Source organism: Rathayibacter sp. AY2B3, assembly GCF_002931755.1.
Classification (GTDB): Bacteria; Actinomycetota; Actinomycetes; order Actinomycetales; family Microbacteriaceae; genus Rathayibacter.
Map to the genome: position 1 here is coordinate 21,603 of NZ_PSUG01000037.1, position 17,848 is coordinate 39,450.

A 17,848-nucleotide genomic window follows, 5' to 3' on the forward strand; every position below is an offset into this window, starting at 1 on the left:
CTGTGAATATGTGTTCAATTACTACGGCGTCGACATCAACGGGACCCTCGGCGTGAAGACGAGCTACTGCATTTCGGACGATCGGTCAGGCGACTGCCCTGATTGGGTGGATCCAGCCTTCGCCGGTACCGTCTTCTCCACCAGTTCGGACAAATATCCTTCGGCGATGACCACCACCGTCGAAATGAGCTATTCGCCTCGAACTCGATTAAGCGACTGAAGAAAAGCAAGGAGAAGCAAGTGACTTCTTCCGACATCGCCCGGTTCCTCGAGCACTTGCGGGCGCGAGTCGAAGACGTTCGCGATCCGTACTCTGCAGCCCTCGTGTGGGTACTCGGAGTCGAGGACACGGAGGGTGATGCAGTCGTCCTCTACCGCGAGAGAGCGGGAGGTCCACTACTCGGGCGCCGCTACCGACTTCCTGAGTACGCGGCTCTGTTCGATATCGGGTCCTCGCCGGAGCGATTGGCCGACATTGCCTTCACTGACGATGTTTCCGACCCCACCGCCGGAGGAGTCGAGGATGCGGCCGCAGAAGAGCGGGCCGGGCTGGAGCCGGGCAGCGGGGTCCAGTGGGTATAAAGCACGAGAGTCATGACGTGACCGACGGACGAAACTGAACCGACACTATGCAAGACAACTCGTAGGCGGCGGACGATCAGAACCCGATAAGCGTGAGGTGGCACAAGGCATGACGCTGTGCTCTGGTCTTCGCGGCAGACATACCCAGTTGCCGGACAAGAACATTGTATCGGTTGGCTTCGGTAGACGGCTCAGGATTATCTCGCCACGGCGGACGGTGGGGAAGAAGTTGCGAATTGCGAGGAGGTCGAACTCGAAGCCCTCGTGAACGATGACGACGTCGCCGCCGCCAGAATCACCGCCAACGTGATTCCCGGCGGGCACGCGTTCTTACCATCAAAGCGGGCGATTAGTCGCAACCTTCTCACGAAGCCCCGCAGAACGCCCGGGATCGGCTCAGAGCATCGACCGAACATCGGCCGACTCCTCTTTCCGGCCTCAGATCCTCCCGCGGCGGCGACATGAAGAGCCGGTAAACCAACCTTGCGACACTACCGCGCGGCCTCATTCGACGCTTTGAGCAATAACACCAAGAGTGCCCTTCAAGTGTCATCGAGGCAGGCGTGAAACCTGACAACTCCAACGCGTCCCCTCCTACCGACGCCAACACGTCGAGAATCGCGCTGAGTATCGTGTTGCCTACGCGCCGCGGGCGACGCTATCAGCAAAGGGCTACCGCTGAAATGTCGGCAATTAGCTTCCATTACTGTTCTCGCACGGCGCTCTCGACTCGATTACAGCTCCGTCTGCACCATTCATCGATCAGCAGCGGTGACAGAACACTGTCGCGACGGCGGTCATCGAACAGGCCCGGGCGGCGCACTCGCTGAGCGGCCAGCGGAGTACACAGGGTCCGGCGGCAGGCACGACGGCGTGGCCGGGCCGCGTGAGCGCCTCCTCCGACCGACGACGTCTTGGACCCCACCGGCGGAGGAGTCGAGGACGCTGCGGCGGACGAGCGTGCCGGGCTGGAGCCGAGCAGCGGGGTCCACTGGGTCTGAACGTCGCCCAGAGTGAGACGCTCTCGACGGAGTGAATGCCTCCTGCCGGGCCGTTCCTGCGTGGAGGCGCGCCGACGCGATGCCCCCACCGGCGCCGGAGAATCCTCGCGCTCCTCGATGAGCGAGAGGACATAAGCTCCCACACGTGGCAGCCGGCGCAGTGATGTACAACTTCGCGATACAGCTGGCTGATGTGGACCGCGGCGTCTACGAGGACATCACTGTGCGAGCCGCTCGGCACCCCTCCGAGACCGACGTGTACATGATGACGCGCGTGCTCGCGTACTGCCTCGAATACGTGGAGGGGATCACCTTCAGCGAGGGGATCTCGTCGACGGCGACCGAGCCGGCGGTGCTGGTCCGCGATCCCACCGGCAGGCTGACCACGTGGATCGAGGTGGGCGCGCCCGATGCCGAGCGACTGCACTTCGGGAGCAGGCTGGCCGACCGCACGACGGTCTACACGCATCGCAACCCGGAGAAGGTGATCGCGGCGTGGTCGGGCAAGCGCGTCCACCAGCTCGAGCAGATCACCGTCCAGAGCTTCGACCAGGGGTTCCTGGATGCCGCGGTCGCGGTACTCGAGCGCCGCAACACGCTGACCGTGTCGGTCGTCGAGGGGCAGCTGTATCTCGAGTTCAACGGCGTGACGTCGAGCAGCGACATCCACGTGCATCAGCCGGGCTGAGCCGGCGCCGAGTGTCACGAGGTCCGTGTCCAGAAGACCGGTCGGAGGACACGATGGAGCATCCTCCGAAACGGTCCCTCGAGAGGCACCCGGAGACGACGAGGGCCCGGCACCGTCCTGGGACGGTCCGGGCCCTCGGGCTCGCAGGGGCTGAGCGTCAGCGGCGCAGCGTGTGGCTCGGCTTCTCGTCGAAGCGCACCTGGTAGGCGCTCGCGAAGCGGCCGAGGTTGCCGAAGCCCCACTCGCGGGCGACCGCGGCGACGGTGGTCGAGCAGGGGTCGCCGGCGATCAGGTCGGAGTGGGCGCGGTCCAGCCGCACGTCGCGCAGGTAGACCGAGGGCGACACTCCGAGGTGCCGCTTCGTCGCCTGCTGCAGGGTGCGGGTGTGCAGACCGGCCGCGCGGGCGGCGTCGGCCGGGGTGATCGGCTCGTGGGCGTGGTGCTGGAGGAAGTCCAGCGCGACCCGGGTCTTGGACGCGGACGGTCGGCGCAGCACGGCCGGCACGTCCCACGCGCGCCACGGGAACAGCAGCAGCAGCACGCGAGCGAGGTCGAGCTCTGCTGTGAAGCGCACCAGCGGTGTGATGGCGGCCGTCGCGAGCGCGGCGGTCGCCTCCGTCACCGCGGCGCGCCAGCGGGCGAGGACTCCCGGGTCGGCCTCGGCCTCGTGGTCGAACGAGACGGGCTGGCGGGGGCCGGCGTGCGTCTCGGTCGCGACGTCCTCGAGGAAGCCGGGGGCGAAGTGGATGAGGTTCTGCCGGTGCGGCTCGAACTCGAGACCGAACTGCCGCTCAGCGGGGAAGAGGAACGGGGCCGACAGCGTGCCGGTGCGGGTGAAGGGCGGCAGGTTCAGGCGTCCGCCGCCGGCCCGGAACCAGCCGACGACGTACTCCTTCAGATGCGGGACCCGGCCGGTGAGGGTGCCGGAGCAGTCGGAGGTGCGCAGGGTCACCCGCTCGCTGCCGCGGACGGCGTAGCGGTAGGAGAAGCCGCGCTGCGACGGAGCGACGCGGAACTCGCCTCCGCCGTACGCCTCGGAGTAGACGGCGGACGCGGCGGACGGATCGTCGCCGGAGGCTTCGTAGCGCCGGTCGGCCCGCTCGTCGCCCGCGAACGGGCTGCCGAGGGTGAAGGTCGACTCGCTCATGACGTCCGCCCGGGGCGGCGGCGGAGGGAGCAGTGCATGGGGGACTTCTTCCGGGTTCGGGGTCCGTGCGCTCGGGGGGACGCACGAGGGGTACGGAATCAAGACGTGTCGAGGAGCCGGAATGTCACGAATCCCGTCTCGTGACGTCCCCCATCGGCGGCACTCGCAATCCGGCCAGCGGATTCGGCGGCCCGTTGTCAAGGCTGGTAGTCATGCCGGACGGCGCCCCACACTGAGGGCATCGGCGCGCGGGGACACCGCGCGCGGGACCGCGGAGGAGGCGCTCATCGACGACGACCCCCTCCTGAACGCGTCCGACGCGACCCTCGCCGCGCGCGCCGTCGACGGCGACGTGCAGGCGTTCGAGCAGCTCGCCCGCCGCCACGGCGCCCTCATGCGCGTCTACGCCGCGAAGCTCCTCGGCTCCGAGGCGGAGTCCGAGGACGTGGTGCAGGAGGCGTTCCTCACCGGTTGGCGGCGCCTGGCCGATCTCGACAGCCCGGCGCACATCCGCAACTGGCTGATGCGCATCGTCACCCACAAGGCGATCGACCGGATCCGCGTCCGCCGCCGCCACGACGACATCGACGACTGGGATCCGCCCGCGCCGCCCGAGCACTCCCCCGAGCGCATCGTCGAGGCGCGACTCCAGCTGGACGCGGTCTGGGAAGCGCTGGACCGATTGCCTGCTGATCAGCGACGCTGTTGGCTACTCCGCGAGACCGCCGGCTACAGCTACCAGGAGATCGCCGACGCTCTCGAACTCCCCGTCTCGACGGTCCGCGGCCTCCTCGCCCGGGCCCGTCGATTCCTGCTCCACGAATTGGAGGCATGGCGATGACCGACGACGCCGCCGTGCCCGAGGACGACCTCGACGGCCACACGCTCGAGGAGCTGGGCGAGTACCTCGACCGCGGCCGCGAGCCGCGCGACCCCTCGATCGAGAACTCCGCCGCGTGCCGGCTCGCTCTCGCGAACCTCACCCGCCTCACCGAGCTCTCGGCGCGGGCGCTGCGTCAGGAGGCCGACCGCGAGCCCGACCGCGACGAGGTCTGGATCGCCGGCCTGCTCGACGCGATCCGCTCCGAGGTGCGCTCCGGCCGCGACATCCCCGTCCGCCACCCCGACCCGACCCTCCGCCTGGCGCTCACCGAGGCGGCCGTGCGCGGGATGATCCGCCGCGCCGGCGACACGATGGGCGGCGTCATCATGGGCCGCTGCACTCTCGACGGCGACGTCTCGGCTCCCGGCGCCGTGGTGCGGATCGACGTGACCTGCGCTCTCGAGTTCGGTCTGCCGGTCGCCGTGGCCGCCGACCGCCTGCGCGAGCGCATCCGCTACGCCCTGGAGCGCCACACCGAGCTGATCGTCGGCGCGATCGACGTGACCGTCGACGACGTGTACCCCCACCGGGAGGAGCGGGAATGACCGACGACACCGAGCTCTCGCAGCGGCTGACCGCCGAGATCCGCGACATCGAGGGCGTCGCAGGGGTCTACCCGGCGCAGCCGGTGGTCGAGGCCGCGGCCGACGCGCTCGCCGTGAAGCTGGCGCTGCGGCAGCCCGACGTGCTGGTCGACATCGACCGGTCGGAGGGGTTCACCACGGTGAGCGCGCACATCGCCGCGTCCGCCGCACTGCCGGCCCCCGAGACGCTCCGCCTGGTGGGCGAGCGGATGCACGCGCTGCTCGCCGCCGACCCGTCGGTCTCGGGGCCCCTCGCCGTGAACGTGAAGGTGCGCCTCATCGAGGACTCGGGGCGCGCCGAGCACTGAGCGGGCCCGCGCCGTCCCCCTCCCGCGAGATGCCACTTCGGTACGCCTCGTGCGGCGTGTCGCGTACTGAAGTGGCATCTCGCGGCGGAGGTCAGCGCGCCGGACGGGCCCGGTGGTGAGCTTTCGTGCCGGGGATCACCCCGCCTCGAGGGTGGAGGAAGAGCGAGTCCTCCTCACTAGCGTCGAAGTGCACGCAGCTGTGCACCCCGTCGACGCAGAGGACTCGCCATGCCTTCACGACTCCTCGACCGGCCGCGTCTCGCCCTCGCCCTCGCGGCCCTGTGCTTCGGAGTGCTCGCGGCGACGCCCCCGCAGGCGGTCGCCGCCCTCGCGCCGGCGTCCGCGACTCCGGTCGCCTCGTCCGCCGGCCAGGCCGTCACGGCTGCGCCTGCCGACGCCCCGGGCTGGACCACGCTCCTGCGCGACGACTTCACCGGGCCGGCGGGCGCGCCGGTCGGGAGCCAGTGGGAGCACGAGGTCGGCACCTGGGGCACCGGAGCGATCGACCGGACGACCGCGTCGACGGCGAACGTCTTCCTCACGGGCGGCGGCGCTCTGGGCATCCGCGCTCTCCGCGACTCCGCCGGGGCCTGGACGTCCGGGCGGATCGTCACCGCCGACAAGTCGTTCTCGGCGCCGGCGGGCGGACGACTGCTGATGACCGCCTCGATCCAGCTGCCGGACGTCGCGCAGGCCACCGGCTACTGGCCCGCCTTCTGGGCTCTCGGGCGGGACGCGGACGCCGTCATCGACTGGCCCGCGACCGGCGAGTTGGACATGCTCGAGGCCGTCAACGGCACCGCCCAGGTGATCCAGACGCTGCACTGCGGAGTGCCGGACGGCGGCCCCTGCGACGAGCCCGCCGGCCGGACGAGCGGGCTGCTGGACTGCGCGTCCTGCGTGACGGGGTTCCACCGCTACTCCGCACTGCTCGACCGGACCGTGCCCGGCGACGAGCGCGTGGAGTTCCTCGTCGACGGCGTCACCCGGCACGTGGTGCGGGAGTCGGAGGTGGGCGCGGCCGCGTGGCAGGCCGCGGTGCCGAACGACGTGCTGCTGATCCTGAACCTCGCCATCGGGGGCGGGCTGCCCAACGGTGTCTGCGGATGCGACAGCGCGGCCGCTCCGAAGAGCTCCGGCGGGACGATGCTCATCGACCACGTCGCGGTCTACCGGTCCGACGCGGCGCCGGCTCCGGTCGTCGTCGGGACCGCCGCGGTGGGCGCGACGCTGTCCTCCTCCGCCGGTCGGACGGAACCGCTCGTCCACCGCTGGGCGGCGGGAGGCGTCGACATCGCGGGAGTGACGGGTCCGGATCTCGTGGTCCCCTCCTCCGCGGTCGGCAAGCGGGTGACCGTGACGGTGAGCGCCGCCGACGGCTCCGGCCCGGCGACCTCGCAGCCGACCGCACCGGTCGCCGCCGGCACCCTCGGCGCCGCGACTCCGACCGTCACGGGCACGGCCCGGGTCGGGGCGGTGCTCACGGCCGATCCGGGTCCATGGACGCCGGCTCCGGTCCACCTCACCTACCGGTGGAAGGCGGACGGCGCGGCGATCGCGGGAGCGACGTCGCCGCGGTTCACGCTCACGAAGGCTCAGGCGGGGAAGCGGATCACGCTGACCGTCACCGGGACGAAGACCGGATACACCACCGCGAGCCGGACCTCCGCCGCGACGGCGGTCGTGGGACGGTGACGGGCGCGGGCTGTCCCCCGCCCGCCACCGTGTCTCAGACCTCGCGCTTGCGGCGAGGAGCGATGCGCAGGACGGCGGTCCCCGCAGCGATGAGGGCGAAGGCCGCGAGGGCCAGCCAGACCGAGTCGAACCCGGTCATGGCGAGCGTTCCGGCACCGACTCCGGCTCCGGCGGCTGTTCCGATGTGGTTGTACATGTCTCTCTCTCTGTCTCACCAGTCGCGCTGACGGCGTGTCAGCGCATCCAGGTAGGCCTTGGTGTGGACGACCTGCAGGAACAGGTCGACGACGAGCTCGTACATCGACGCGGCGGCGAGCATGTACCGCCAGCCGCGGTCGCGGACCGTGACGATCCGCTCGACGACGAAGATCGCTGTGACGGCCAGCCAGAAGGGCTGGAAGCTCAGCTCGCCCCAGCCGACGGCGTAGACGATCGTGGCGAGGTAGACGTACGTGATGATGCAGCCGAGCATGGTGAGCAGCTGGCGCCCCCAGTAGGGAGCCGTGACCCGCGTGAAGCCGTACTGCACGCAGTTCTCGACCGCCCCGCGCTTCCAGCGCAGGCGCTGACGCCACAGGTCGCCCCAGGTCGGCATGACCTCGGTGACGAGGGTGCAGCCGGCGGGGCTCAGCACGTCGTAGCCGAGGTGGCGGATCGCGAACGTGAGCTCGTTGTCCTCGGTGAGGACGGTGGTGTCGTAGATGCCGCCGATGCCGTCTCCGGAGGGGAGGGAGCCGGCCAGGCGGGCCGCGCTGATGCGGCGCATGACGGCGACCTGCAGCACGGCCGCGGTCCCGGTGACGACGAGGCACTTCCCGTTCAGCCTGCGCACGTCGCGGGCGTAGCGCGCGTACTCGTTGCGCTGGAGGTGGCCGACGAAGCCGCCGCCCTCACCGCCGCGGAACACTCCTCCGACCGCCCCGATGCCGCCGTGCAGCTTGCCGCGCGCGATCTCGAGGAACCCGGGGTCGAGCGCGGAGTCGGCGTCCTGCACGAGCACCAGGTCGTCGTCCCGCAGCCCCGGAAGGACCTCGGCGAGGAACTGGTTGAGGCCGCCCGCCTTCTTGTGGCTGTTCCCGACGGTCACGAACACCTCGGCCCCGTGCGCGAGGGCGATTTCGACCGTGGCGTCGGTGCAGTTGTCGGCGATGACGACGATCCGGTCCGGCGGCCAGGTCTGCCGGCGCAGGCCCTCGATCGCCGCGGCGATCCCGGCCTCCTCGTTGTGGGCGGGGAGGGCGGCGACCAGGTCGCCGATGCGCGACGAGGCGCGGCGGCCGCTGCGGGGCCTGGTGCGGGCGATCGGGGTGGTCGCCGGAGGCAGCCGGTCGGTGTCGAGGGCGGGGAGCGCAGTGCGCTCGAGGACCGCAGCGGGGGCCGGCGGACGCTCCAGGAGCGCGGTCGGTGCGGCCGGACGCTCCAGCAGCGTGGTCGCGGCGGCTGGACGCTCGAGGACAGCGGCCGGCACGACCGGGCGCTCGACCACCGCAGCGGGGACGGCCGGGCGCTCGAGGAGCGCGGCCGGTGCGGCCGGCGCGGCCGGACGCTCCAGCACCGTGGTCGGCGCAGCCGGCACCGACATCGCTCCAGCAGGCAGCGCGGACGCGAGGCGGCGCGGAGCGGAGACCCGTTCGCGCCCGGGGCGGGCGGCACGGCGTCCGGGGAGGGGGCGCGCTGCCGCCTCGTCGTGCGCCTCCCAGGTCGCCCGGCGACGGGGAGCCGTCGACCCGTCCGCGCCGTGGCCGGGCTGTGTGCGCATGACTGTTCCTCTCCGCGGCCGGGGCCGATGTGCGCTGATGAGCGCCCGCGCGGAACGGAGGTCGTCGCCGGGGTGGGCGCGACCCGAGTGAGGAACGGCGTCCGACGGGGGGATCGGAGCAGGGCCTGACAGAGGACAGCATCGGGGGGTGCTGCGATCAATGTAGGGGCACGGAGATGATGGAAGCAAGTGAAATTTGTCCCCCTAAAGGGGCGACGCAAGGCCCTTGCGGCATATTCACCGTCGTCGTAGCCGGTCAGGTGGCTCGTCGAGCCTCCTCGCCATCCGGTCCACGCCCTTCCCGCGCCGCCTCACGGCGGGCCGTTCGGGGGTCGGCGGCGCTCTTGTGCGCCGGGCCGCCGGGGTCCACCATCGAGCGACGGCCTGCACCCGGGGCGGCCGCACCCGACGGGTCAGGGGCGCCATGCGGTCGCGAGGTCTGCTCTTCTGCCTGATCCCGCCGATCCTCTGGGGCGGCATGCTCCCGGTCGCGGACAGCATCGCGGCGACCGTCGACTCCTTCTACATGACCCTCATCCGCTACACCGCCGCCGCGGTCGTCCTGGCCGTGCTGCTCGCCCGGGCGGAGGGGCTGCGCGCCTTCCGGCTCGACGGCCGCGGGTGGCGTCTGGCGCTGCTCGGCGCCTCCGGATTCGCCGGCTTCGGCCTACTCGCCTTCACGGCTCTGCGGTTCACCTCGGCCCCGAACGTCAGTCTGATGATGGGGATGATGCCCGCCATCGGGGCGGTGCTCGCGAGCATCGGCGCCCGGCGCCTCCCGCCGTCGGCCACCGTCGGCTGCATCCTGCTCGCGCTCGTAGGAGTCGCGCTCGTCGTCACCCGCGGCGACGTCGCCCTCCTCCTCGACGGCGAGCTGGGGTTCGGCGAGCTGCTCGTCCTGCTCGGCGCGATCTGCTGGGTCGTCTACACGCGCGGAGCCGCGGCCTTCCCCGGCTGGTCGGCGCTGCGGTACTCGACGCTCACCACCGCGCTCGGCTGCCCCTCGATCGCCGTCGCGGTCGCCGTCGCGACGGCCACCGGCTCCGCGCACCCGCCGACCGGCACCGAGGTGCTCGCGGCCTGGCCGCAGCTGGCCTACCTGATCCTCCTGGCCGGCGTCGTCGCCGTGCTGCTGTGGAACACGGGCATCAAGCTGCTCGGCGCCCTCAACGGCACGCTCTTCCAGAACCTCGTCCCGGTGACGACCTTCGCGATCAGCATGGCGGGCGGCTACCGGCCGGGTCCCGTCGCCCTCCTCGGCGCGGCGATCGTCGTGACGGCGCTGCTGCTCAACAACTGGGCGACGCGGCGCGCGGCCGCGGTCGCCGCACATCCCGTCCCGGTCGCGGCTCCGGTGCCCTGAGCCCCCGACCGGTCGCCGCGTAGCGCTGGGCGCAGACGACCACGGCGAGCGCCGTCTCGAGCAGGTCGCCTCCGTAGAACAGCAGGAGCGCGGCCTGCCGACCGGTCTCGTCCGGCGCCTGGGCGGAGAGCACGGTCGCGAGCAGCGCGTGCGCGGCGATGCCCGCTCCGAGCACGCCCAGGCGCAGGCCGAACGGGGCGCGGTGCGGGTCCGGGTCGACTCCGGCGAGCGCCGCCGTCAGCAGGCAGCCGCTGAGCAGGAAGTGCACGCCGAGCGCGAGGTGCAGCAGCGGATCGGCGTGCGCGGCGGCGAGCAGTCCGGTCGCGTGCACGAGCCAGAGGGAGCCGATCGAGAGCAGGAGCGCCGTCACCGGGTGGGCGAGGAGACGGGCCGGGCGGCTCCGGAGCAGCCGCGAGAGCCGTCGGGCCGCGGCGACGTCGAGCGCACGCAGGGCCAGGGTGACCGGGGCCGAGAGCACCAGGAGGAGCGGCGCGAGCATCCCGAGGACCAGGTGCGTCAGCATCGCCCCGCGCGGATCCGCGTGCGACCACTCCGCGAGCGGACCCGTGAAGCAGAGCGCCGCGGTCGCGAGCCCGCCGAGGAGCAGGGCGGTGCGGCGGAGCGGCCACGGCCGTCCGCGCCGCCGCTCGAGTGCCGCGGCGCCCCCTCCGAGCGCCGCCGCGGCGGCCAGCGGGACCAGGAGCAGCAGCCCCGGGTCGAGCAGGGCGTGGTCGGCGTGCGGAGTCACGCCGTCGCGCGCCGTCGCCGCGGCAGGAGGAGGAGCCCCGCCGCGAGGAGCACCGCTCCGGAGGCGATCCAGGCGGAGTCGTAGAGCAGCAGGTCGACGTCGTAGCGCACCTGGTGCACGCGGAGCAGCTTGTGGTCGACGACTCCGTCCCACAGCTGGAACAGCCCCGCCCCCGTGAGCCCGCGGCCCACGCCGTGCGCGGACGCAGGGCGGATCGGCGCCGCGCATCGGCGAGCAGGAAGCCGCCGCCGACGAGCGCGAGGATCTCGGCCGCGTGCAGCAGCCCGTCCGAGAGGAGCCCGATCGCCGGAGTGGAGCGGTCGTAGAAATGGTGCCAGGCGAGGATCTGGTGGAAGACGATCTCGTCGACGGCCGCCATGAGCCCGACTCCGATCAGGACGGCGCCCTGGAAGGCCCGGTCACCGCGGAGTCGCCGGCCGCTCCGCCGCATCCGGTCCCCTCCCGATCGAGTGCCGGGGCCTCGGGATCCCGAGACCCCCGCGCCTCCTCCCGAGGCCCCGCCATCAGGGAAGCGGACGCGCGGATCGCGGCCTAGAGGGTTGACTCCTCCGGGCGTCGCCGTGCGGGCCCCTTCGCTACGGGCCGGGCACACCGGGCGCAACCCCGTGCGAGGGACCGCACCCGTTCGGGAGAGTAGAGGCATGCAGCAGCTGACCTACGCCTCCAAGAGCTTCGTGACCACCGACGCCGTGACCGAGGCCCTCCTCGACCTAGTGACCGCGATCGACCGCCAGGAGCACTCCGAAGCGGTCACGGTCCCGGCCTTCACCGAGGACGGCGAGCTCATCGAGGCGAAGATGACGCTCGATGCGAGCAGCGAGCTGGTCGCCGTGCCCGTCGAGGTCTCCATCAAGGACGAGGAGTCGACCACCGGCGCCGTCGAGGCCGCCGTCGAGGACATCCGCTCCCGCATCAAGAGCAACCGCGCCACGATCGCGCGCCCCGTGATCGACGAGGACCCGGAGCCCTACAACTACGAGGAGTTCTGAGCCGCCGCCTGCGCGCCTCCGCGCCTCCGCGCTGAGTCGCCCGGATCTGCTCGCGATACGCCGCAGCGGCCAGCCGATCCGGGCACCTCAGCGCAGGTCCTCCCTACGCGCCTCTTGACCCGCTGGTCCGCAGGGAGTCGGATGAGGGCGTGCGCGCGCTGGTCCCCGTCTCCGATCCGTGGTCCGTCGACGGCAGCGGGCGGACGAACGACGGGCCGGTCGACGACCTCGCGGTCCGCGCCGAGCGGCACGGAGGCTCGTACTCGGTCCGGACGCTGCGGCTGACCGGTGTCCGCCTCGGGCCGCGCGGCTCGGTGCACGGAGTGGTCACCGACCCGGTCGCGACGGCCGCGCTCGCGATCGGCTCGCTCCTCCTCTCGGCGATCCCCGCGGGCCTGCCCGGGGACCGGACGCGAGCGGCGATGATGGCCGCGGAGGCGCGGGCTCAGGAGCTGGCCGCCGACCGGCCCGCGTGGGAGGTGAGCGCCCTCCCCCTCGACGGCGTCGACTACGCGCTCTTCACCCGCACCCTGCCCGAGGGCGCGGTCGCCCACGCCGACCTCGGCTGGGCCGTCGTCGCGCTGTGGAGCACCGGCCCGCTCCCCGCGGGCCCCTTCCACCTGCTCGAGGTCCCCGACGAGCCCGTCCCGCGCTGAGTCGCCCGGATCGGCTCGCGACACGCTGCAGCGGGGAGCCGATCCGGGCGACTCAGCGAGCGGGTCAGCGCGATCAGCGCAGGGTCACGCGCCCGCGACCGTGGAGCCGCGCACCAGCAGCTCGGTCGGCAGCAGCGTCACGCGCTGGACCTCCTCGCCGGCCAGGAGGCGCACCAGCACGTCCGCCATCGCCTCGCCGAGGCCTGTGGAGGGCTGTCGCACCGTGGTGAGGCGCGGCTCGCTCGCCTCGGCGAAGTAGTCGCCGTCGAAGCCCGCGAGCGCGATGTCGCCCGGCACCGTGAGGCCGCGCTCGCGCAGCGCCGTCAGGGCGCCCGCCGCCATCTGGTCGTTGGAGGCGAAGACCGCGTCGATCGGCCGGCCGGAGTCGAGCAGGCGGCGCATCGCGGACGCGCCGTCCTCGGGCGAGTAGTCGCCGTACTCGACGAGCGAGTCGTCGAGGCCCGCGGCGGTGACGGCCGAGCGCCAGCCGGCCAGGCGGTCGATCGCGGCCGGCATGTCCTGACGGCTCGCGATCATCGCCGGGGCCGTGCGGCCGAGGCCCAGGAGGTGCTCGGTGACCGTGCGCGCCGCTCCGGTGTTGTCGACGTCGACGAAGTAGCTGCCGCCCTCCTCCGTCAGCGGCCGCCCGCCGAAGACCACGGGGAGGGAGGCGCCGAGCTGCGCGTAGGAGTGGTCGCCGCTGTGGTGCGAGACGACGAGCGCGCCGTCGACGTTGCCGCCGAGCAGGTAGCGCCGCGTCTTCTCGGGCGCCGCCTCCGAAGCGATGACGATCGTGAGCGTGTACTCCGTGCCGACGAACGCCATCGCAGCGCCCTGCACGACCGAGGCGAGGAACGGATCCGCGAACACCTTCGCCGCCGACTCCGGCACCACCAGCGCGACGGTCTGCGTGCGACGGCTGGCGAGGGAGCGCGCGGCGCGGTTGGGCACGTAGCCGAGCTGCTCGATCGCGGCGAGCACGGCCGTCCGGGCGCCGTCCTTCACGCGCGGGGAGTCGTTGACCACCCGGCTGACCGTGGCGCGGGAGACTCCGGCCAGAGCGGCGACGGCTTCGAGGGTCGGGGCGGCCGAGACGGCGTCGTGGGTCATGCAGGCCTTCCTCGCGGGTGCCTCCGAGGCTAGCCGAGCGCCGGAGCAGCGGGCCCGTGGACCGCGTCCTCGGCGCGAAGGGGCGCGGATCGCGGCCATTCGGGGGTGATCCGGCGGTGAACCGGGCCCCGCGACGGTCAGCGCCCGCGACGGCGACAGGCAGCCCCGCGACGGTCAGCGTCCGCGACGGAGGCGCGCGAGGAGGCTCCGGAGCCGCTCGGCCTGCCGGTCGGTGAAGTCGTTCGACAGCCGGAGCGCCTCGCTCGTCGGATCCGCCCCGTTCGCGACGTCGCGGATGGCGCGCAGCGCCTGCTCCGACGGCGTCGGCCCGTCCCCCGGACGCGGCTGCGCCGACCCGCTCGAGGGGTCCTCGTCGCGCCGGTCGTTCGGCTCCATGTCGCCTCCTCTGCGTCAGCCTAGGCGGCAGGTACGAGGCCGGGGTCCTCGCCCGCCTCACGCCGGATCGAGCGGCAGCGGACGCATCCGCCCCCGGACCCGGGGCACCACGGCCCCGGGCCCGAGGCCCCCGTCCCGCGGTCCGATGTCCCCCGACCCGCTCCCGCGGGAGCCTTCGGGCGTCAGCCCTTCACCGCTCCGCTCATGATTCCCGCGATGAGCTGGCGCCCGGCGAGCAGGAACAGCACCAGCAGCGGGATCACCGAGAGCACGGCGCCGGCGAGCACGATCGAGTAGTCGACGTAGTAGCCCGACTGCAGCTGCGCGAGCGCCGTCTGCAGGGTCGGATTCGTCGGGCTGAGGACGATCAGCGGCCAGAGGAAGTCGGTCCACGCCATCATGAACGTGAAGAGCCCGAGGATCGCCATCGCAGGCCGCGCGGCCGGGACCGCGACGGTGAGGAACGTCCGGAACTGGTTGGCTCCGTCCACGCGCGCCGCCTCGATCAGCTCGTCCGGGATCACGTCGACCAGGTACTGCCGCATGAAGAACACGCCGAACGCGGTGACCAGCGTCGGCACGATCACGGCGCCGAGCGAGCCCGTCCAGCCGAGCTGCCGCATCAGGATGAACAGCGGGATGATGCCCAGCTGCGTCGGGATCGCCATGGTCGCGACGACTCCGATCATCAGACCGTCGCGCCCGCGGAACCGCAGCTTCGCGAAGGCGTAGCCGGCGAGCGTCGAGAACGACACGACCGAGAGGGTGATGATCCCCGAGACGAGGACGCTGTTCAGCAGCGCCGTCCAGAACGGGATCGCCGTCAGCACCTGCGAGGCGTTGGCGAGGAAGTTGCCGCCCGGGACGAGCGGGAGGGTCTCGCTGCGGGTCGCGTTGGAGCCGCTCGCCACGACGAACGACCACCACAGCGGGTAGGTCGAGCCGAGGATGAACGCGCTCAGCAGCCCGTAGGTGAGGAAGCCGGGCCGGTCGACGCGGCCGGCGCGGGAGGCGCGGACGCGGCGCACCGGGAAGACGGCGGAGGTGGCGGGGGCGGTCATCGCTCGCTCTCGTTCTGGCCGAGGCCGGTGGTGGTGAGCAGGGGGTCCGCGGCGGCGATCTCGTCGGCGGTCGCCCGGCGGGTGGCGCGCCGCTTCGAGATCCGGTTCTCGACGGAGGCGATCCGCCGCGAGATCGCGAAGTTCAGCAGGCCGATCAGCACGATCAGGAGGAACAGCAGCCACGCGATCGCCGCCGCCTCGCCGAAGTTCTGGCGGAAGAACGCCATCTCCCAGAGGTAGAGGACGGTGGTCTGGAACTGCCGGTCCGAGCCGCCGATGCCGCCCGCGTTCGACACGTCGAACAGGCGCGGCTCCGCGAAGATCTGCAGGCCGCCGATGGTGGCGGTGATGATCACGAAGATCAGGGTCGGCCGGATGCTGGGGATCGTGATCGAGCGGAAGCGGCGGAAGGCGTTCGCTCCGTCGATCGCGGCCGACTCGTGCAGCTCGCGGGGCACCGCCTGCATGGCGGCGAGGAGGATGAGGGCGTTGTAGCCGGTCCAGCGCCAGTTGACCATCGTCGCGATCGCGACATGGCTGGCGAGGCGGTCGTTCGTCCACTCGATCGGGCCGATGCCCACGAGGCCGATCAGATTGTTGATCAGGCCCTCCTGGTCGCTGAACACGCTCGAGAAGATCAGCGCGACCGCGACCGGCGAGACGATGTACGGCAGCAGGACGCTCATCCGCCAGAAGGTGCTGGCGCGCAGCGCCTGGTCGAGGGCGGCCGCGAGCAGCAGCGCGACGGCGAGCTGCGGGATCGTGGAGAGCAGGAAGATGCTCAGCGTGTTGACGATCGAGTTCCAGAAGAAGCGGTCGCCGAGCACGGCCGCGAAGTTCGCGAACCCGACGAAGTCGCCCTGGCCCTGCAGCAGCTGCCAGTCGTAGAGCGACACGACGAGCGTGTAGACCAGCGGGAACGCGCCGGTGAGCGCGAAGAGCAGGAAGAACGGTGAGATGTAGAGGTAGGGCGAGGCCTTCACGTCGAAGCGGCTCGCGCGCTGGCGGAAGGTCAGCGGGAGTCGGGGCGCCGGGCGCCGCTTCCCCGCGGGGGGCGTCGCCGTGGCCGACGGGGTGAGTGTGCTCGTCATGGCGCTCTCTTCGAGGTCGAGTCGGAGTCGGAAGGGATGCGGCGGGGGTGCCGGGAGGCCCGGCCGCGCGGGACCGGGAGGTCCGGTGGCGGCCGGACCTCCCGGATCGGGTGGGCGTCGGCCCGGAGGGGTCAGCCCCCGGGCGTCGGCCCGACCGGATCAGTCGACGAGCTCACCGAGGAGCTGGAGCGCCTCGTTCCAGCCCTCCTCACCGTCGATCTCGCCGCGGTCGACCTTCTGCAGGACCGGTCCGAAGACGTTCTCCTGGATCAGCGAGTCGTCCGGGCCCTTGTACTGGGCGACGACGCCCTCGGCGCGCTGCGCGAGGATCGCGCCGGTCGGGGAGTCGTTCATGCCGGGGTCGGGAGCGGCCGCGGAGGCGAGCTCCTTCTGCGCGTCGAGGGTGCTCGGGAACGGTCCGGCCGCCTCGAACGCCGTGAGCTGCTGCTCCGGCTCGCTGAGCCAGGAGGCGAGCGCGGCGGCCTCGGCGGGGTGCTTCGACTGGGTCGGGACCGAGAGGAACGAGCCGCCCCAGTTGGCGGGGCCGCCGGGGAAGACGTCGGCGAAGTCCCAGCCGGTGGCCTCGGCGTTCCCGCCGCCGGCCTCGACGTTGCTCTTCAGCGTGCCGAACATCCAGCCCGGGCAGACGAAGGTGGCGAAGGTCTGATCGGTGAACGACGTGCCCTTGTTCCAGTCCCACGCCTTCTGCGCGGCCGAGAGGCCGGAGGCGGTGGCGTCGGTCAGCTGGCCCCAGCGCTCCTCGAGCTCCGGGTTGCCCTCGATGTTCAGCTCGCCGTCGGAGGTGTAGTACCCCTCGGGCAGCTGGTTGACCATGGCGTTCCAGACGAATCCGGAGTGGTCGAACCAGGCCTTGCCGGTGGCGTCGTGGTACTTCTGGCCGGCTGCGAAGTAGTCGTCCCAGGTCGCGTCCGGTCCGCCGAGCATCTCGGCGACGGCGGCGCGGTCGGTGGGCATGCCCGCGGCCTCGAAGGCGGCGGTGCTGTAGCAGAGGCCCTCGGGTCCGATGTCGGTGCCGTAGCCGATGACACGACCCTCGGGGTCGGTCGCCTGCTCGTACTTCCAGTCGACCCAGTCGGCCTTGCGGTCCTCGATACCGTGGTCGCGCAGGTCGACGAACTGGTCCGAGACCTCCATGACGGAGCCGAGCCAGCCCTCCTCGATGGCGACGACGTCAGCGAGGCCGGAGCCGGCGGCGAGCTTGGTGAACGCGTCGGTCCGCGCGTTTCCGCCGGTGTCGATGTTGTTCGGGACGATGGTGATCCCGGGGTTGGCGGCCTCGTACTCGTCGTAGAGCTCGTCGAAGCCCATGGCGTTGAACGTGGTGACGGTCAGCTCGATCTCGCCGCCCTCGGAGGCGTCGGATCCCGACGAGCAGCCGGTGACGATCAGGGCGAGGGCCGAGGCGCCGGCGATCGCCGCGGCGATCCTGGTGCGTCGTGAATGGGACACGGTCACTCCTTCGTGATGGTGATGAGGGCACCCCTGGGAGCGCTCTCACGCGTGCTGTTCCGCTTATGTGAGAGCGCTCTCACGAGGTGTGCGGCGAGCTTACGCACGGCCCTGCGACGAGGTCAAGCGTTTTCGTGAGAGCGCTCTCCGGATTTTCGGGTCGGCGCCCAGCAAAGCCGTGGGAGGCCTCCGTGTCAGCTCCCCGCCTGCTTCGCCACCTGCCCCGATGGCGGGCATCATCCCCATCATCAGACTGACGTTCGGGGCCGAGGTGAACCGCAGAGCCGTGAAGGCGA

At 71.9% G+C, this 17,848-nt stretch carries 19 protein-coding genes and 1 pseudogene; 10 read left to right on the forward strand and 10 right to left on the reverse strand.

Annotated elements, in window-relative coordinates:
- The first annotated feature begins 10 nt into the window (after nucleotides 1-10).
- The 3 genes from C5C24_RS17700 (at nucleotide 11) to C5C24_RS12745 (ending at nucleotide 2,271) form a co-directional block, all read left to right on the forward strand.
- The gene (locus C5C24_RS17700; RefSeq protein ID WP_146082618.1) at nucleotides 11-220 is read left to right on the forward strand and encodes a hypothetical protein; all 210 of its coding nucleotides are present in this window, start codon (nucleotides 11-13) and stop codon (nucleotides 218-220) included.
- Between the two features lie 20 nt (nucleotides 221-240).
- Nucleotides 241-582: a hypothetical protein gene (locus C5C24_RS12740; protein WP_104305142.1), complete on the forward strand. Its 342-nt coding sequence runs from the start codon at nucleotides 241-243 to the stop codon at nucleotides 580-582.
- Nucleotides 583-1,728: 1,146 nt separating this feature from the next.
- Nucleotides 1,729-2,271 carry a YaeQ family protein gene (locus C5C24_RS12745; protein WP_104305143.1) on the forward strand — a complete coding sequence of 181 codons (543 nt, stop codon included), beginning with the start codon at nucleotides 1,729-1,731 and terminating at the stop codon, nucleotides 2,269-2,271.
- 157 nt (nucleotides 2,272-2,428) lie between these two features.
- On the opposite strand, the gene C5C24_RS12750 is transcribed toward C5C24_RS12745, so the two are convergent.
- Complete coding sequence (locus C5C24_RS12750; RefSeq protein ID WP_104281593.1) at nucleotides 2,429-3,418, reverse strand: helix-turn-helix transcriptional regulator; 990 nt, start codon at nucleotides 3,416-3,418, stop codon at nucleotides 2,429-2,431.
- Nucleotides 3,419-3,770: 352 nt separating this feature from the next.
- Between C5C24_RS12750 and C5C24_RS12755 the strand changes: the two genes are divergently transcribed.
- From C5C24_RS12755 to C5C24_RS12770, 4 genes are all read left to right on the forward strand, one after another.
- Nucleotides 3,771-4,259 carry an RNA polymerase sigma factor gene (locus C5C24_RS12755; protein ID WP_244248147.1) on the forward strand — a complete coding sequence of 163 codons (489 nt, stop codon included), beginning with the start codon at nucleotides 3,771-3,773 and terminating at the stop codon, nucleotides 4,257-4,259.
- Nucleotides 4,256-4,846: an Asp23/Gls24 family envelope stress response protein gene (locus C5C24_RS12760; RefSeq protein WP_146082619.1), complete on the forward strand. Its 591-nt coding sequence runs from the start codon at nucleotides 4,256-4,258 to the stop codon at nucleotides 4,844-4,846. Before C5C24_RS12755 ends, C5C24_RS12760 begins: the two co-directional genes overlap by 4 nt.
- Nucleotides 4,843-5,193 (forward strand): hypothetical protein, encoded by a 351-nt coding sequence (locus C5C24_RS12765; RefSeq protein ID WP_104275712.1) that lies wholly within the window; start codon nucleotides 4,843-4,845, stop codon nucleotides 5,191-5,193. The genes C5C24_RS12760 and C5C24_RS12765 overlap by 4 nt, the downstream gene beginning before the upstream one ends.
- 228 nt (nucleotides 5,194-5,421) lie before the next feature.
- Nucleotides 5,422-6,888, forward strand: a complete 1,467-nt coding sequence (locus tag C5C24_RS12770) for a family 16 glycosylhydrolase (RefSeq protein WP_104305144.1) — start codon at nucleotides 5,422-5,424, stop codon at nucleotides 6,886-6,888.
- A gap of 34 nt (nucleotides 6,889-6,922) precedes the next feature.
- On the opposite strand, the gene C5C24_RS18015 is transcribed toward C5C24_RS12770, so the two are convergent.
- The gene (locus C5C24_RS18015) at nucleotides 6,923-7,084 is read right to left on the reverse strand and encodes a hypothetical protein (protein WP_167305255.1); all 162 of its coding nucleotides are present in this window, start codon (nucleotides 7,082-7,084) and stop codon (nucleotides 6,923-6,925) included.
- A gap of 15 nt (nucleotides 7,085-7,099) precedes the next feature.
- Nucleotides 7,100-8,647: a glycosyltransferase family 2 protein gene (locus C5C24_RS12775; RefSeq protein WP_258065222.1), complete on the reverse strand. Its 1,548-nt coding sequence runs from the start codon at nucleotides 8,645-8,647 to the stop codon at nucleotides 7,100-7,102.
- Nucleotides 8,648-9,071: 424 nt separating this feature from the next.
- On the opposite strand from C5C24_RS12775, the gene C5C24_RS12780 reads away from it, so the two are divergent.
- Complete coding sequence (locus C5C24_RS12780; protein ID WP_104305146.1) at nucleotides 9,072-10,010, forward strand: DMT family transporter; 939 nt, start codon at nucleotides 9,072-9,074, stop codon at nucleotides 10,008-10,010.
- Here the strand turns inward: C5C24_RS12780 and C5C24_RS12785 are convergent.
- Nucleotides 9,937-10,758 (reverse strand): cytochrome c oxidase assembly protein, encoded by an 822-nt coding sequence (locus C5C24_RS12785; RefSeq protein WP_104305147.1) that lies wholly within the window; start codon nucleotides 10,756-10,758, stop codon nucleotides 9,937-9,939. The two genes, C5C24_RS12780 and C5C24_RS12785, sit on opposite strands and share 74 nt — an antisense overlap.
- A pseudogene (locus C5C24_RS18585) lies at nucleotides 10,755-11,422 on the reverse strand (DUF2243 domain-containing protein). Before C5C24_RS18585 ends, C5C24_RS12785 begins: the two are co-directional and overlap by 4 nt.
- Between C5C24_RS18585 and C5C24_RS12795 the strand changes: the two are divergent.
- Together C5C24_RS12795 and C5C24_RS12800 are read left to right on the forward strand one after the other, a co-directional pair.
- Nucleotides 11,421-11,768 (forward strand): hypothetical protein, encoded by a 348-nt coding sequence (locus C5C24_RS12795; RefSeq protein ID WP_104223965.1) that lies wholly within the window; start codon nucleotides 11,421-11,423, stop codon nucleotides 11,766-11,768. The pseudogene C5C24_RS18585 and the gene C5C24_RS12795 overlap by 2 nt on opposite strands.
- A gap of 149 nt (nucleotides 11,769-11,917) precedes the next feature.
- A complete protein-coding gene (locus tag C5C24_RS12800; RefSeq protein ID WP_104281599.1) occupies nucleotides 11,918-12,424 on the forward strand; it encodes a hypothetical protein in 507 nt (168 codons plus the stop codon).
- 84 nt (nucleotides 12,425-12,508) lie between these two features.
- Here C5C24_RS12800 and C5C24_RS12805 read toward each other — a convergent pair whose 3' ends face one another.
- The 5 genes from C5C24_RS12805 to C5C24_RS12825 all read right to left on the reverse strand — a co-directional run bounded on the left by C5C24_RS12805 (nucleotide 12,509) and on the right by C5C24_RS12825 (nucleotide 17,552).
- Nucleotides 12,509-13,534, reverse strand: a complete 1,026-nt coding sequence (locus C5C24_RS12805; RefSeq protein WP_104281600.1) for a LacI family DNA-binding transcriptional regulator — start codon at nucleotides 13,532-13,534, stop codon at nucleotides 12,509-12,511.
- Nucleotides 13,535-13,708: 174 nt separating this feature from the next.
- Complete coding sequence (locus tag C5C24_RS12810) at nucleotides 13,709-13,930, reverse strand: hypothetical protein (protein WP_104305148.1); 222 nt, start codon at nucleotides 13,928-13,930, stop codon at nucleotides 13,709-13,711.
- A gap of 182 nt (nucleotides 13,931-14,112) precedes the next feature.
- Nucleotides 14,113-14,991, reverse strand: a complete 879-nt coding sequence (locus C5C24_RS12815) for a carbohydrate ABC transporter permease (protein ID WP_104275705.1) — start codon at nucleotides 14,989-14,991, stop codon at nucleotides 14,113-14,115.
- A complete protein-coding gene (locus C5C24_RS12820) occupies nucleotides 14,988-16,082 on the reverse strand; it encodes a carbohydrate ABC transporter permease (RefSeq protein WP_104305149.1) in 1,095 nt (364 codons plus the stop codon). Before C5C24_RS12820 ends, C5C24_RS12815 begins: the two co-directional genes overlap by 4 nt.
- Before the next feature lie 159 nt (nucleotides 16,083-16,241).
- On the reverse strand, nucleotides 16,242-17,552 hold the full coding sequence (locus C5C24_RS12825; RefSeq protein WP_104305150.1) for an ABC transporter substrate-binding protein: 1,311 nt from the start codon (nucleotides 17,550-17,552) through the stop codon (nucleotides 16,242-16,244).
- Nucleotides 17,553-17,848 lie beyond the last annotated feature (296 nt).

What these genes read in the sequence shown, in the direction of transcription:
- C5C24_RS12750 (WP_104281593.1), bottom strand. Translation starts at nt 3,418, where the DNA reads ATGAGCGAGTCGACCTTCACCCTCGGCAGCCCGTTCGCGGGCGACGAG.
- C5C24_RS12795 (WP_104223965.1), top strand. Translation starts at nt 11,421, where the DNA reads ATGCAGCAGCTGACCTACGCCTCCAAGAGCTTCGTGACCACCGACGCC.
- C5C24_RS12815 (WP_104275705.1), bottom strand. Translation starts at nt 14,991, where the DNA reads ATGACCGCCCCCGCCACCTCCGCCGTCTTCCCGGTGCGCCGCGTCCGC.
- C5C24_RS18015 (WP_167305255.1), bottom strand. Translation starts at nt 7,084, where the DNA reads ATGTACAACCACATCGGAACAGCCGCCGGAGCCGGAGTCGGTGCCGGA.
- C5C24_RS12760 (WP_146082619.1), top strand. Translation starts at nt 4,256, where the DNA reads ATGACCGACGACGCCGCCGTGCCCGAGGACGACCTCGACGGCCACACG.
- C5C24_RS12810 (WP_104305148.1), bottom strand. Translation starts at nt 13,930, where the DNA reads ATGGAGCCGAACGACCGGCGCGACGAGGACCCCTCGAGCGGGTCGGCG.
- C5C24_RS12805 (WP_104281600.1), bottom strand. Translation starts at nt 13,534, where the DNA reads ATGACCCACGACGCCGTCTCGGCCGCCCCGACCCTCGAAGCCGTCGCC.
- C5C24_RS12770 (WP_104305144.1), top strand. Translation starts at nt 5,422, where the DNA reads ATGCCTTCACGACTCCTCGACCGGCCGCGTCTCGCCCTCGCCCTCGCG.
- C5C24_RS12775 (WP_258065222.1), bottom strand. Translation starts at nt 8,647, where the DNA reads ATGCGCACACAGCCCGGCCACGGCGCGGACGGGTCGACGGCTCCCCGT.
- C5C24_RS12820 (WP_104305149.1), bottom strand. Translation starts at nt 16,082, where the DNA reads ATGACGAGCACACTCACCCCGTCGGCCACGGCGACGCCCCCCGCGGGG.
- C5C24_RS12765 (WP_104275712.1), top strand. Translation starts at nt 4,843, where the DNA reads ATGACCGACGACACCGAGCTCTCGCAGCGGCTGACCGCCGAGATCCGC.
- C5C24_RS12780 (WP_104305146.1), top strand. Translation starts at nt 9,072, where the DNA reads ATGCGGTCGCGAGGTCTGCTCTTCTGCCTGATCCCGCCGATCCTCTGG.